Annotated in this window: 13 protein-coding genes; 3 read left to right on the top strand and 10 right to left on the bottom strand. The window is 59.3% G+C overall.

Features of this window, described 5'->3' with window-relative positions; genetic code table 11:
• Positions 1-267 precede the first annotated feature (267 nt).
• Genes pepN through KW848_RS20585 form a run of 6 tightly spaced genes read right to left on the bottom strand, consistent with a single transcriptional unit; the run spans position 268 to position 6,784 of the window.
• A complete protein-coding gene (gene pepN, locus KW848_RS20610) occupies positions 268-2,925 on the bottom strand; it encodes an aminopeptidase N (RefSeq protein ID WP_218537906.1) in 2,658 nt (885 codons plus the stop codon).
• Positions 2,926-2,935: 10 nt separating this feature from the next.
• Positions 2,936-3,766, bottom strand: coding sequence for a DUF2797 domain-containing protein (locus tag KW848_RS20605; protein WP_102614773.1), 831 nt, complete (start codon positions 3,764-3,766; stop codon positions 2,936-2,938).
• On the bottom strand, positions 3,763-4,023 hold the full coding sequence (locus KW848_RS20600; RefSeq protein WP_008152127.1) for a YeaC family protein: 261 nt from the start codon (positions 4,021-4,023) through the stop codon (positions 3,763-3,765). Before KW848_RS20600 ends, KW848_RS20605 begins: the two co-directional genes overlap by 4 nt.
• 33 nt (positions 4,024-4,056) lie before the next feature.
• Positions 4,057-4,926, bottom strand: a complete 870-nt coding sequence (locus tag KW848_RS20595; RefSeq protein WP_218537905.1) for a rhomboid family intramembrane serine protease — start codon at positions 4,924-4,926, stop codon at positions 4,057-4,059.
• Positions 4,923-5,897 (bottom strand): metallophosphoesterase, encoded by a 975-nt coding sequence (locus KW848_RS20590; RefSeq protein WP_218537911.1) that lies wholly within the window; start codon positions 5,895-5,897, stop codon positions 4,923-4,925. The genes KW848_RS20595 and KW848_RS20590 overlap by 4 nt, the downstream gene beginning before the upstream one ends.
• Positions 5,894-6,784, bottom strand: coding sequence for an NAD(+) kinase (locus KW848_RS20585; RefSeq protein WP_007906781.1), 891 nt, complete (start codon positions 6,782-6,784; stop codon positions 5,894-5,896). Before KW848_RS20585 ends, KW848_RS20590 begins: the two co-directional genes overlap by 4 nt.
• Before the next feature lie 107 nt (positions 6,785-6,891).
• Between KW848_RS20585 and KW848_RS20580 the strand changes: the two genes are divergently transcribed.
• Positions 6,892-7,842, top strand: a complete 951-nt coding sequence (locus tag KW848_RS20580) for a DUF1853 family protein (RefSeq protein WP_218537904.1) — start codon at positions 6,892-6,894, stop codon at positions 7,840-7,842.
• Positions 7,843-7,947: 105 nt separating this feature from the next.
• On the opposite strand, the gene KW848_RS20575 is transcribed toward KW848_RS20580, so the two are convergent.
• Entirely contained in the window at positions 7,948-9,231 is a 1,284-nt protein-coding gene (locus KW848_RS20575; protein WP_111452308.1) for an arsenic transporter, read from the bottom strand.
• Between the two features lie 259 nt (positions 9,232-9,490).
• Positions 9,491-10,051, bottom strand: coding sequence for an NADPH-dependent FMN reductase (locus tag KW848_RS20570; RefSeq protein WP_218537903.1), 561 nt, complete (start codon positions 10,049-10,051; stop codon positions 9,491-9,493).
• 176 nt (positions 10,052-10,227) lie between these two features.
• Here KW848_RS20570 and KW848_RS20565 point away from each other — a divergent pair, with 176 nt between their 5' ends.
• Both KW848_RS20565 and KW848_RS20560 read left to right on the top strand, forming a co-directional pair.
• Complete coding sequence (locus KW848_RS20565) at positions 10,228-10,488, top strand: hypothetical protein (protein ID WP_008152110.1); 261 nt, start codon at positions 10,228-10,230, stop codon at positions 10,486-10,488.
• Between the two features lie 88 nt (positions 10,489-10,576).
• Positions 10,577-11,470: a LysR family transcriptional regulator gene (locus KW848_RS20560; protein ID WP_218537902.1), complete on the top strand. Its 894-nt coding sequence runs from the start codon at positions 10,577-10,579 to the stop codon at positions 11,468-11,470.
• Here the strand turns inward: KW848_RS20560 and KW848_RS20555 are convergent.
• A complete protein-coding gene (locus tag KW848_RS20555) occupies positions 11,436-12,050 on the bottom strand; it encodes a GNAT family N-acetyltransferase (RefSeq protein WP_218537901.1) in 615 nt (204 codons plus the stop codon). The two genes, KW848_RS20560 and KW848_RS20555, sit on opposite strands and share 35 nt — an antisense overlap.
• Positions 12,051-12,064: 14 nt before the next feature.
• On the bottom strand, positions 12,065-14,320 hold the full coding sequence (locus KW848_RS20550; RefSeq protein ID WP_218537900.1) for an Orn/Lys/Arg decarboxylase N-terminal domain-containing protein: 2,256 nt from the start codon (positions 14,318-14,320) through the stop codon (positions 12,065-12,067).
• Positions 14,321-14,361 lie beyond the last annotated feature (41 nt).

The following is a 14,361-nucleotide window of genomic DNA, read 5'->3' as shown; positions in this document are numbered from 1 at the left end:
ATCAACTTGGTCATGACACTGGCCGGCGTCTTTTGCTCAAACCGCGCTAGAACTTCTGCCCACATCGTTTTCGTCACCCTGACTGGAATTTTGGGAGAGTTTAAACGAAGACCTTGAAAGGGCTGGCCGTAAGGGCGAAACCCTAAGTGGCCGTTACCGCAGGAATGGATATATACACCATCAAAAATCCCGGTCGGCTATCAGGCCGCCTTCGCGAGCAAGCCCGCTCCCACAGGGTCCGAGTGAACCCCAAGGGAGACGCCAAAGTCAGGCCAGACTTTTGCTGACCACCTCGAACACATCGCTCGACAACTGACCCGAAGCGCGAATCCGCTCCAGCTCACCTTTCATCAACGCCTGACGCGCATCGTCATACTTGCGCCAGCGAGTCAGCGGCGCCAACTGCCGAGAAGCGATCTGCGGATTAAACCCGTTCAGCTCGATCACCAGATCCGCGAGGAACCGATAACCCGAACCATCCGCCGCATGGAAATTAATCAGGTTCTGCCCGGCAAACGCCCCGACCAGCGCCCGCACCTTGTTCGGGTTCTTGATATTGAACGCCGGATGCTGCATCAACGCCTTGACCCGCTCCAGACCACCAGGCAACACGCTGCCCGCCTGGACGCTGAACCACTGATCCATGACCAACGGGTTGTCCTTGAAATGCTCGGCAAAACTGGCCAGGGCCTTGGCTTTCTCGTCTTCGAACGACGAATTGACCAACACCGCCAACGCCGTCAGGCGCTCGGTCATGTTGTCGCTGGCCTCGAACTGCTCAAGCGTCGCCACCAACACCTCCGGTTTACCGCTAAGCATCAGGTACGACAGCGCAATGTTCTGCAACGCGCGACGAGCGAAATGCACGGCCTCGGCTACATACGGGGTTTTCTTCGACAGATCGCGATTGGCCTGATAACGCAGCCACAACGCCTCGAACAAACTTTCTGCCAATTGCTTGCGAGCAAACTCGCGAGCGATGTGAATGGCGTCAACGTCAGCCACTTCGCTGATCTCGGTCAGATACGCCTCGCCCGGCAGCGAGAGCATTTCCGCGACCATCGCCTGATCCAGCGTCTCGTCCGACAACACGGTATGCAAGGCAGAAACCAGGCGCTGATCCAGCACCAGTTTCTCGCCCTTTTGCTGCTGGGCAATCAGCTCTTGCAGCACCTGAACCGACAATTGCTGACCCGCATCCCAGCGGTTGAAACCGTCGCTGTCGTGTTGCATCAGGAACATCAGTTGATCGCGGTTGTACGGGAAGCTCAGTTTCACCGGCGCCGAGAAGCCACGCAGCAACGAAGGCAATGGCTGTTGCGCGATGTCGATGAAGGTGAATGTCTGCTCCGCTTCGGTCACCGAAATGACCCGTGAAGTGCCCTGAGCGCTGGCTTCACCGGAAAGACGCAACGCAATGGCCGCGCCTTTGGCGTCCAGCAGGCCCAATTCGACCGGAATCACGAACGGCAACTTCTCAACCTTGTCCGGGGTTGCCGGGCAGCTCTGGCGGAACGTCAGGCTGTAGGTTTTCGCCGCCGCGTCGTAGGACTCGCTGACCGCCAAACGCGGTGTGCCGGCCTGGCTGTACCAGCGTTTGAACTGGGTCAGGTCGACACCGTTGGCGTCTTCCATGGCTTTAATGAAGTCGTCGCAAGTCACGGCCTGGCCGTCATGGCGTTCGAAGTACAGGTCGCTGCCTTTGCGGAAGCCTTCGGCGCCGAGCAAGGTATGGATCATGCCGACCACTTCCGAACCCTTTTCGTACACGGTCAGGGTGTAGAAGTTGGAAATCTCGATGAAGCTGTCCGGGCGTACGGCGTGAGCCATGGGACCGGCGTCTTCGGCGAACTGGTGGGTGCGCAGGTACGCCACATCCTGGATGCGCTTGACCGTGGCCGAGTTCATGTCGGCGGAGAAGCCTGAATCGCGGAACACGGTGAAGCCTTCCTTCAGCGACAATTGGAACCAGTCGCGGCAGGTCACGCGGTTGCCCGACCAGTTGTGGAAGTACTCGTGGGCAACGATCGCCTCGACCCGCTGGTGCGCGGCGTCGGTCGCGGTTTCAGCACGGGCCAGCACGGCGCTGGAGTTGAAGATGTTGAGGCCCTTGTTCTCCATGGCACCCATGTTGAAGTCGTTGACCGCGACGATCATGAAGATGTCCAGGTCGTACTCGCGACCGTAGACCTCTTCGTCCCAGCGCATGGACTTCTTCAGGCTGTTCATGGCGTGCTGGCACTTGTCGATGTTTTCCGGCTCGACATAAATGCGCAGCGCCACGGAGCGATCGGTCATGGTGGTGAAGGTGTCTTCGACGCACCACAAATCACCAGCCACCAGCGCGAACAGGTAGGCAGGTTTCTTGAACGGATCTTCCCAGGTCGCCCAGTGCCGGCCGTCTTCGCCGGGACCTGAGGCAATCGGGTTGCCGTTGGACAGCAACACCGGATAGCTGTGCTGCTCGGCAACCACCGTGGTGGTGAACGTGCTCATCACGTCCGGACGGTCGAGGTAATAGGTGATCTTGCGGAAGCCTTCGGCCTCGCACTGGGTGCAGAACATCGTGCCGGATTTGTACAGGCCTTCCAGCGCGGTGTTGGTTTCCGGGTGGATCCTGACGCTGGTGTCGACCGTGAAGGTGGTGCTGGTCGGGTGCAGGGTCAGGTGGTTTTCCGTCAACTGATAGTCGGCGGCGGTCAACTCGATGTCGGCCAGGTTGACCGACAGCAATTCTAGCTGTTGGCCATCCAGCACCAGCGGCGGCAGGCCCGGGCCACGCTCGGGATTGCGGCGCATCACCAGTTGCGCATGGACCAGGCTGTGGTCCTCGTACAACTCGAAGGTCAGGTGCGTCTCGTCGATCAGGTACTCGGGCGCCTGATAGTCCTTCAGGTAGATCATCTTCGGTTGTTCGGTGCGCATGCTGGAGTCCTTACTGATGCACGGCGAGCTGGTAGGCCGTGTATTTACGAATATTGATTACGCCGGTGTCGAAAATCAGGTACTGGCCCTTTATTCCCAACAGCGTGCCTTCGGCGATCGGATTCTTGTCCAGGTTGAAGCTGACGATCTTGGCTGGATATTGCTCGACCGGATAGCGGATTTCGAGCGTTTCTACATCGGCAATAGTCTGGATCGCCTGTAGGCCAAATCGTTCCTGCAAACTTTGCAGTCCTTCGGCGCAACTGTCGAACAACTGATCACGAACCTGCGCCAGGTCGACCGACACCGCATCGCCCTTGAGTAACGCACGCCAGTTGGTCTTGTCTGCCACCTGACTACGGAACAGGTCTTCGACGAAGCCCGACTGCTGACGGGTCGAGACACGCATGATTGGCAAGGCCTGACGGGCGCCCTGATCGATCCATCGGGTCGGCAGCTGGGTGGCGCGGGTAATCCCGACCTTCACCCCCGAAGAGTTGGACAGATAGACAATGTGATCCGTCATGCAGAACTTCTCGCCCCACTCCGGCTCACGGCAGGTGCCAGCGTCATAGTGGCAACGCTCCGGGCTCATGATGCAGATGTCGCACTGGGCCAGTTTGGTCATGCACGGGTAGCAGTAACCCTGACTGAAACTGGTTTTGGTCTTGCGTCCACAATGGGTGCAATGAATCGCCCCCAGGTATTCCAGGCGCACCGTGGTGCCGATCAATGGATTGACCGGGACCTCGACGTCATCCAGACGAAACGCGTACTGCACGTTCGGCCCGTCAAGGCGCGCCGACATTTTGCTGATTGCACCGCGACCAATCTCGATCAATGGACGGCATCCGATTTGAACAGGATATTCGGCACTTCGATCGACTTGGAGCCGCACTCCTGCACGCCCATGTAACCGGTGCGCTGGTCTTCGGGCAGGTTCTGGATTTCCCAGGCGATCATCGCTTGCAGCGACAGTTCGCGTTGTTCGGCGGTGAGTTTGCCACCGTCGGACCATTTACCGATTTCCACCGCCAGTTTCAGGCTCTGGTAGATATCAGGGGTGATGTTGTTGATCATTTCGTTAAAAGAGGACATCAAGGGCTCCGCGCTCTTTATTGATATAACTGGTTAGGCGGCCAGTTTACGGCGGTTGTACAAACCACCCAACAAGCCGGTCAAGCATCCGACGAGCAACCCGCCGACGTGGGCCGCGTTGGCAATTTCACCGAAGCCGATCATCGAGACCAGCCCGGACAGGCATAGAAGCAGCCACACCAGCATCATCACCAGCACGCCGCGCGGCAGGCGATAAGCCGGGTTTGGCGACAACAGCTGAAAGATCCAGCAATGCCCGAGCAAGCCGTACAGCACGCCGGACAACCCGCCAAACAGCGTCGGACCACTGAAAACAAACTGGGCGTAGTTCGAGACCAGGCCGAACAGCAAGGTCAGGCCGATCAGGTTGATGCTGCCCTGGCGCGACTCGATGCGTCGCCCCAGTTCCCAGTACCACATGCCGTTCATGGCCAGGTGCAGGATGCCGAAGTGGATCAGCATCGGTGTCACCAGACGCCACCATTGCCCCGCCGCCAGGCTGTCAGCCAATGGCACGAAGTGGATGTACTCGCCGACAACGCGAAAATCGAGGAAGGTCAGCCAGCGCATCGTGTCGAGGTTTTCGCCCAGCAGCGTCACCGCGCCGACAAACAGGCTCAGCAGCAACACGAACGCTGTCGCCTTGGCGTGGCGCAATTGCTCCACGAAACCTGGGCGCTTTATGGTTTGCGCCACCGGAATGTCCAGCTGTTGATCGGGATCACCGGCCGGGAAACGTTCGTACAACACACGCACGTCTTCGCTGATGCTGGCCGGCACCCACAGCACTTGCTCGCCCGCCTCTTCGCTGACCCGGTGCGGCACCTGCATGCGCTGCAACAGTTTGACGAACCCGCTCAAGTCCACCGCCAGCGGCAGCCGTAAAACAGCAACGGCACTCATCGCAGCACCTCCGGCCGCTCGACATCGACCCAGACAAATTTATGCGGGTCGAGGCGGGTTTCCTGGTCCAGACGATAGGCAACCAATTTGCCGTAAAGCACCGCGCTGTAGTCCAGACAGGCCAGGTTCGGCCGGATCGGCGCCGGTTTGCCGCTGCGCCAGTAATGGCCCACGAACAACAATGGCTCATCGACGCCATAGCGCAGCAAGGTGTTTTTTTCAGTGGACGACAGCGGCGTCCGGGCCACGGGTTCGGGCAAGGCGTCGGGCTGGAACACAATGTCTCCGTAGGTTTGCGGGTCGTCTTCCCAGAACTTGGTGCGAAAGAACGAACGCGTCAGGCCATCGCCACTGGTCATTGTCAGACCATGAGGCAAGCGCATGTCAGTGCCGCGCAGCAGGCGGTCGAACACGGTGCAGGCGAAACTGCCCGGTACGGCCGAGGCCTGGAGGAAATGTTCATCGACGCAACCGTTGGGGAATAGCGCGCGCAAGGGTTCAATCAGGCCCGCATCCCAGCAGGCATGCACCACGCGGAAACGCCCGGCATCGACGAACAATGGCATCTCATAGAACCATTGCAGGAAGTCATGCCAGTCCGCCGGATGGTCTTCGAATTGGGTCAGCGTTTCGTTCAGCAAACGGGCATGGCGCGGGGTGTGTTCGCGCACGAACTGCTTGCCGCTGCCCGGAGGCGCCGGCGTGCTCCAGCCGAGGGCGTTGAATTCATGGTTGCCCATGATGCACAGCGCCTGACCCGCTTCGACCATGTCGTGAACGATGTGCAGCGCTTCGCGAATCCGCGGGCCGCGGTCGATGATGTCGCCGACGAACACCGCCATGCGCGACGGATGCCGCCAGACGCCAGCGTGTTTTCGGTAACCGAGCAGGTCAAGCAAGTGCTCAAGGGTCAGAGCGCAACCGTGCACGTCACCGATCAGGTCGTAGCTTCGCGCGGGATCGAGCATCAGTCGCCTCCACCACCCAACTTGCTGCCCCAGCCGAGTTTGGTCCGGCAGACTTCATAATAGTTGTGGTCTAGTGGGTGAATCAGCCGCAGCTTCTGGGCTTTCTTGCTGATGGTGATGGTGTCACCCGGCGCGCAGGTGAAATGGTTTTGCCCGTCACAGGAGACTTGCGGGTAAATCTGCATATCTTTGGACACGACGATTTTCAGCTCACTGTTGCCATCGACCACAATCGGCCTGCCCGACAAGGTATGGGGGTACATCGGCACAATCACAATAGCGTCGAGCTTGGGATGCATGATCGGCCCGCCTGCCGACAGCGCGTAGGCGGTCGAACCGGTCGGCGTGGCGACGATCAGGCCGTCGGCCTTCTGGCTGCAGACGAACTGGCCGTCGATGTACAACTCGAATTCGATCATCCGCGTCGATTTGCCGGGGTGCAGCACCACGTCATTCAGCGCGTCGCCCTGACCGATGGCCTCGGCGTGACGGCGGACTTCGGCTTGCAACAGGAAACGGTTCTCCACCAGATAGTGGCCGTCGAGCACTTCGGCGACTTTGACTTCCAGCTCATCGGGGCGAATATCGGTCAGGAAACCCAGGCTGCCACGGTTGATGCCGAGCACCGGAATATTGTGTCGGGCCAGCGCACGAGCGGCGCCCAACAGGCTACCGTCACCACCGACCACAATCACCATGTCACATACTTCGCCGAGCATCTTGCGCGACGAGGTTTGCAAGCCATGACCCGGCAAGACTTCAGCGATGGTGTCTTCGAGGATCACGTGCAGGTGACGATCGAGCAGAAACCGTTTCAGTCGGCGGACGGTATCCAGCACCTGCGAACTGCCCAGGCGACCGATGATGCCGATATTACGAAATTGCTCCATGAGGTTCCTGCGCGACGGCGAAAAACACGATTATGGGCGAAAGCGCGGGATAGACAAAATCCTTTCAGCCACAACGGTGTACTCACGATTGAGGCTATGCTCGCAAGATGATCCTATTTCCAGATTTGCTGCAGTTGCCCCACCAGTTGCGCCACCCCGAAGTGCGCGACCTGGCGTGGGTCATCCTCGCGCCGCCGATGCTCGGCGTCACGACGTGGCCGCAGCGTCACCCGCTGACCGGCAGTGACTGGGTGCAGGCACCGGAACGGCTCGAATTGTGGTTGCGGCAATTGGATCGTGACAGTTATGACTTGCTGCACTGGCTGGCGCAGGCTCGAACCCGGCGATTGGGCTTGTACTACGAACGCCTCTGGCAATACGCCGTGCGACACGCACCGGGCATCGACCTGATTGCCGCCAACATGCCGATCCGCCGCGAAGGCCACACGCTGGGTGAGCTGGACATGCTGCTGCGCGATCGTGATGGCGTGCATCATCTGGAACTGGCGATCAAACTTTACCTTGGCCCACAAAATGGCGACGGACACGACACGGCGCAGTGGCTCGGCCCCGGTTGCCACGATCGGCTGGACCGCAAACTGGCCCATCTGACGCAGCATCAATTACCGATTTCGGCGCGCCCGGAGAGCCGCGAAGTATTGGCGGCGCTGGATATCCAGCAGTTCAGTGCACATTTGTGGCTGGGCGGCTATTTGCTGTATCCGTGGCCGGGACAGGCCGAGCCACCGAATGGTGCACATCCCCAACATTTACGCGGTAGCTGGCTGCACCAGAAGGACTGGGCAGACTTTGTCGTGCAACGCCCATTCGGTCGCTGGCAACCCCTGCCCCGCCATGCCTGGCTGGCGCCGGCTCACTATCCGGTGGAGCAGACCTGGAGCACTGAACAGCTGAATGCCTGGCTCAGCGACCTGGAGCCATTGGCCCCGGCGCAGTTGCTGGTGCGACTCACAGAAAACGCCCAGGGTGATTGGGAAGAAGCCGAGCGGCTGTTTCTGGTGGCGGATCTTTGGCCGAATGTGCCCGGTAATGGCTGAGAGGTGTGGTGGCTGCCCTGGCCTCTTCGCGAGCAAGCCCGCTCCCACAGGTTGAAATGCAGTCCTCTGTGGGAGCGGGCTTGCTCGCGAAGGAGCCGACGCGGTCTAAACCGATAACCGCAATGCCAAAGCCGCTAACGTCACCAGCAAAACAGGCGCCGTCAGCACAATCCCGACCTTGAAGTAATACCCCCAGCCAATCCGGATACTCTTGCGCTCCAGCACATGCAACCACAGCAGGGTCGCCAGGCTGCCAATCGGCGTAATCTTGGGCCCCAGGTCGCTGCCGATGACGTTGGCGTAGATCATCGCTTCCTTCACCACCCCGGTCGCCTGGCTGGCATCGATCGACAGCAATCCAATCAGCACCGTTGGCAGATTGTTCATCATCGACGACAGCAGCGCCGTCAGCACGCCCGTGCCCATGGCCGCGCCCCACACGCCGTAACCGGCAAAACCATCCAGCCAACCGGCCAGATACCCCGTGAGCCCCGCGTTGCGCAGGCCATACACCACCAGGTACATGCCCAGCGAGAAAATCACGATATGCCACGGCGCTTCTTTAATGACTTTGCGCGTGGAAATCTTGTGACCACGGGCGGCAATGGCCAGCAGCAACACCGCGCACACCGCAGAAATGGCACTGATCGGAATCCCCAGCGGTTCCAGTGCGAAGCAGCCGAGCAGCAGAATCACCAACACGGCCCAACCGGCATAAAACGTGGCGTGGTCGTGGATCGCTGAAGCCGGATGCGCCAGTTGCTCGGGGTCGTAGTCCTTGGGAATGTCACGACGGAAAAACCACATCAGCATCGCCAGGGTCGCCGCAACACTTACCAGGTTGACCGGGATCATTACCGCCGCGTAACGATTGAAACTGATGTGGAAAAAGTCAGCGGAAACGATGTTCACCAGGTTCGACACCACCAACGGCAAACTCGCTGTGTCCGCGATGAAACCGGCGCCCATGACGAACGCCAGTGTCGCCGCCGGGGAAAAGCGCAACGCCAGCAGCATGGAAATCACGATGGGTGTGAGAATCAGCGCTGCCCCGTCGTTGGCGAACAACGCCGACACCAACGCACCGAGCAGCACCATATAAGCAAACAGCTTGCGTCCGCTGCCCCGCCCCCAACGGGCCACATGCAACGCCGCCCAGGCAAAGAACCCCGCCTCGTCCAGCAGCAGACTGATGACTATCAGCGCGACAAAGGTTCCGGTGGCGTTCCAGATAATCTGCCACACCAGCGGGATGTCGCTGAGGTGTACGACCCCGAAAATCAGCGCAAGGACCGCGCCGAATACCGCACTCCAGCCAACGCCAAGGCCTTTTGGCTGCCAGATCACCAAGGTGATGGTCAGCAGGAAAATCAACGATGCGATCAGCATGCAGTGCAGCCTTGTCAGAAAACAAACCGCGATTCAGCCGCAACACACGAACGGAGTAAAGTCCAAATTTGCTCCCCTGCGCCTAAACGCACCAAGGGCGAGTCCATACATACCAGCTGCTACGACAGATCGGTGCGCAATGATTTGTAGCCGAACCCTTGTAGGAGCAAAGCTTGCTCGCGATGGCGGTGTGTCAGTCAGATCAATGCCGACTGAAACACCGCCATCGTGAGCAAGCTTTGCTCCTACGCAGGATTTGTCATTCCTTCTTGTGTTGTTCGACCCAAAGACCATAAGCATTGATGAATTTTTGCAAAAACGGTTTGAGTGACTCGGACAGGTTACCCGCCTCGTCGAATGCTGAACCGGCACCGCTCAGATAGGCTTCCGGTTGCTGCATGCACGGCACATCCAGGAACACCATGGACTGGCGCAGGTGATGGTTGGCGCCAAAACCACCGATAGCGCCCGGCGAAGCACTGATCACTGCTCCAGGTTTTCCACTCCAGACACTCTTGCCATAGGGACGCGAACCCACATCGATCGCGTTCTTCATCGGCGCAGGCACCGAACGGTTGTATTCGGGGGTCACGAACAGCACCGCGTCGGATGAGCTCACTTGTTGCCGGAAAGTGCTGTAGGCTGCCGGCGGTGAAGCACCATCGATGTCCTCGTTGTAGAGCGGCAGATCGCCGATTTCGACGATAACCAGTTTGAGATTGGCAGGCGCCAGCTTGGCCAGGGCCAGCGCCACCTTGCGATTGATCGATTCCTTTCTCAAGCTGCCGACCAGTACAGCGATCGTATAGACGTTGCTCATGGAAGATTCTCGACTGTCCGATGGAAAGAGTTTGTAGTTATAGATGACGATTCAACCCGTGGGCGACTGAAAAACGCCGCCCCTGACTATTTTTTTCCTGTAGGAAAACTTACCTCGCCCAACCACGGTCTACAGAGCCGCAAATTGAGTGATTTATCCCCAGAGGTTCTAAGCAGATGGCAGCAGTACTCGTCGGTCAGTTCCATGCAAGAGACGCGGAAGGCCGCGTTTATTCCGTGCATGAGTTCCAGGAATCCACCCCGTCGGCAGACGGTCTCACTGGCTCGGTGCCTGTCACCACCTACAAATTGGCCATTGGCGATCGCGTCAAAAAGCTCGATGACAACCAATTTCTGCTGGTGCAATCGGACGTGACCATCGTGCGCGAGCCTGACACCTATGTCGGCAGCCGGCCGGAAACTACCATCGCTTCATAACCCCGTGTTATGAGCAGAAGTCATATGCGCGCACTTGAGTTAGGATTCAGCCACTGACTCCCTCACCTGCTGAACATGGACTTCACGCATGCGTTTACGTCATATCGAAGTGATCCAGGCGCTCCTGCAGACCGGTCACCTGGGCACCGCCGCCGAATGGCTGCAGTTGCCTGTGGCTGAAGTCGAAGGGATTCTGCGCGACGCCGAGGATCAGTTGGGTTTCATGCTGTTTTCCAGCGTGCGTGGACGCTTGCAGGCCACGCGCGAGGCGCGGGAGTTGCAGGTCCAGATCACCCATATCTATGAAGCGCTCGAGCCGGTTCAGCGGCTGGCCAACAGCCTCAAGCAATATCAGGCTCCGCCCTTGCGGATCGTCTGCACGCCGCCCCTGGCACAGCAGCTATTGCCACAGAGCGTTGCCGCCCTGCGCCGACGCCTTCCTGACGCGCCGTGCACCCTTCTGAGTCAACCTACCCGCGAGATCGTCAGACACCTGCTGCTGCGTGAAAGCGATCTGGGCCTGAGCCTGCATGACCCCGATCACGCCGACATTCATTGCCAGGTGATCGCCCAAGGCAAACTTCAGCTGCTGGCACCCCACGGCTGGTTGCAACCCAAACAAAAGTACATCTCGCTGCAAGACTTGGCCGGCCAATCGATGGTGGGCCTGGAAGGTCATGATCCGCTGAGCCCGGCGCTGGAAAACAAGTTGCATGCCCTGCGCCCTGCCCCGGTCATTCAAACCCGGGTACAGACTCACCAGATGATGCGCAGCATGGTCGAGGCCGGTGAAGGTCTGGCCATCGTCGACCCTTTCACCGCCCTCGGGGCGAAATCGGCCGGGCTGGATGCCTGCCCGCTGGCGCCGGCCGTGCCGATCAGCCTGTATGCCTTGACCCTCAAGAACGGCGAGCCATCGCCAGCGGTTCAGGCATTGCTGGGCATCATCACGGAACAAGCCGTGGCGATGTTGGCGAACTAGGCGGGGTTTCCAGCGGATTATCGAACAATCGATACCAGAACAGTGCCACTTCGGCGGTGTTCGGATCGATCCCGCGATAGCGCAGGTGATCGATTCCGCCCAAGACGTAACCGCGGCGCTCATAAAGCCGGCAGGCCCCCAGGTTGTTGTTCTGGGTTTCGAGCATGATGCCCGGCAGTTTCTTTTTGCGACTCCAGAACTGCGCCACATCCAGCAACGCCTTGGCCACACCATGACGGCGCGCCGGCGCATGCACCGCCAACTCGTCGATATGGGCAAAGCCGTTCCAGTTGGTGCTGACCACCAGGTGACCCACGGGCTCATCATCGAGATAAGCCATGAAAATCGCGCTGTCAGCGGCATCACGGAAGCTGCTGAATTCCTCGGGATCAATGCCGTAGCACTTGCGATAGGGCGTGATCGGCGTCACCGGCCACTGCTCCACCGGTTTACCGATTTCGGCGGCGCCGTAGTCTGCGACTTCAAAACTGAAATCACTGCCCCAGATGTAGGCTGCAAAACCATCGTCGGCAACGCGCACCGACAGCCCTGGGTATTTCGGATTCATGATCGGTTGCATACTGGGAAAGGTCCTCATTCCTTGATGCAATCAACGGTATACAGCCGTCCATTGCCCTCGTCTTCGTGTTGCAATCCGTGTACATCAGCGACAAACCCCGGGAAGCTGCTATCGAACGTGCGGGCAAACGCCAGGTAATCGATGATCGAGCGTGTCGACTCGGTAAAACGCTCGCCGGGCATGATCAACGGAATCCCCGGCGGATACGGCACCAGCATCACCGCGGCGATCCGCCCATCCAGAGCATCGATTGATACTGCTTCCACCTCGCCACGCACTAATTGATCATAGGCGTCAGACGGCTTCATGGCGATTTCCGGCAGCACTGTGTACATGCGTTTCAGGTGTTTGGCCGTGGCATTGCTGCGATAGCAGGCGTGCAGTTGATCGCACAAATCGCGCAACCCCATGCCCTGATAGCGCGTGACATTCTCTTGTGCCACGCACGGCAGGCACGTCGCGAGGCTGACATTGGCATCGTAGCTGCGCTTGAACTCCAGCAACTCAGTCAGCAGCGTGCTCCATTTGCCCTTGGTGATGCCCATGGAGAACAACACCAGGAACGAATACAGCCCGGTCTTTTCAACGACCAACCCACGTTCCCAAAGGAACTTGCTGACCACCGCCGCCGGAATCCCGCGCTGGCTAAGGGCGCCGCCTGCCGTCAGGCCCGGCATCACCAACGTGACCTTGATCGGATCAAGCAGCACGTAATCGTCGGTCACGCCGCCAAAGCCATGCCAGTCGGCGTCGGGTTGCAGCAGCCAGTCGTCGGTGATCACGCGGTCGATGCCTTCCACCGACGGCGGCTGCCAGATGGAAAACCACCAATCGTCAGCGGCGATGTGCTGACGCAAATTGGCCAGTGCCCGGCGGAAACTCAGCGCTTCGTCGAACATTTCCTGCAACAGCGATCGCCCGGCCGGGCCTTCCATCATGGCCGACGCCACATCCAGCGAAGCGATGATGCTGTACTGCGGCGAGGTCGAGATGTGCATCATGAACGCTTCATTGAAGCGATCCCGATCCAGCTGCCGCGCGCCGCCGTCCTGGACGTGAATCATCGACGCCTGGCTGAACGCCGCCAGCAGTTTGTGGGTGGAATGGGTAGTGAACACCAGGGGGCCGCCTTCACTGCGGGAAGTGCCCATGCCGTAACGTCCGGCGAAGAACTCGTGAAACGCCGCGTAGGCGTACCAGGCCTCATCGAAGTGCAAGACCTCGACACTGTTGCCTAGTTGCTGCTTGATCAGCTCAGCGTTGTAGCAGAGGCCGTCGTACGTCGAATTGGTCACCACCGCCAACTTGACCTTGGGCGCCCGGCCCTTGGTCAGCGGGCTGGCGTCGATCTTGGCCTGAATCGATTCGCGACTGAATTCGCTCAATGGAATCGGGCCGATGATCCCCAGCTCATTGCGCTCCGGGCACAGGTACAGCGGAATGGCGCCGGTCATGATGATCGAGTGCAATATCGACTTGTGGCAGTTGCGATCCACCAATACCAAGTCATCGCGAGCGACCATCGAATGCCAGACGATTTTGTTGGCGGTCGAGGTGCCATTGATCACAAAGAAAGTGTGATCGGCGCCGAAATTGCGGGCCGCACGGGCCTCGGCTTCTGCCAGCGGACCGGTGTGGTCGAGCAAAGAACCGAGTTCCGGCACCGACACCGACAAATCGGAACGCAGGGTATTTTCCCCGAAGAACTGGTGAAACGCCTGACCCACCGGGCTCTTGTGGTACGCCACACCGCCGCCATGGCCGGGTGTGTGCCAGGAATAATTGGAGTCGGCCGTGTGTTGCACCAGCGCTTTGAAAAACGGCGGCAGCAGACCATCCAGATATTTGCGTGCCGCTCGAGCGACCTGCCTGGCCAGAAAAGGCACAGTGTCTTCGAACAGATAAAGAATCCCGCGCAGCTGATTGAGTTCAGCCATGGCGTCGGCCGGAGCGTTCTCCAGGGTCACCTGCTCACCCAGCGCGAAGATCGGCAGGTCGGGCGCACGCACCCGCGCCAGGCCGATCAGCTCGGCCATGTTGTGCAGTAGATGAGAGTGAGTGCTGGCGTCTTCAGCTGCAATCAACATGCAGGAAAGACCGTGATGGGTCGAAGCGACCAGTCGCCCTTCGGTGTAATTCACCGCCGAGACAATGCTGAAGCCTTCCTGCTCCAGCTCCCGGGCAATGCCACGCACGCGATCACCGGCGACGGTGTCGGCCTTGATGTCGCGATGGACGATCAGGACCGGGAATTTCAAATCTTTATACATGGGGCTCAGTGTCCTGAGGCGGCAGACCGTGGTCCGCCAAT

It is taken from the genome of Pseudomonas sp. PDM25 (genome assembly GCF_019219045.1).
In the GTDB taxonomy this organism is placed as follows: domain Bacteria; phylum Pseudomonadota; class Gammaproteobacteria; order Pseudomonadales; family Pseudomonadaceae; genus Aquipseudomonas.
This window is presented reverse-complemented; position numbering and strand designations above follow the sequence as displayed.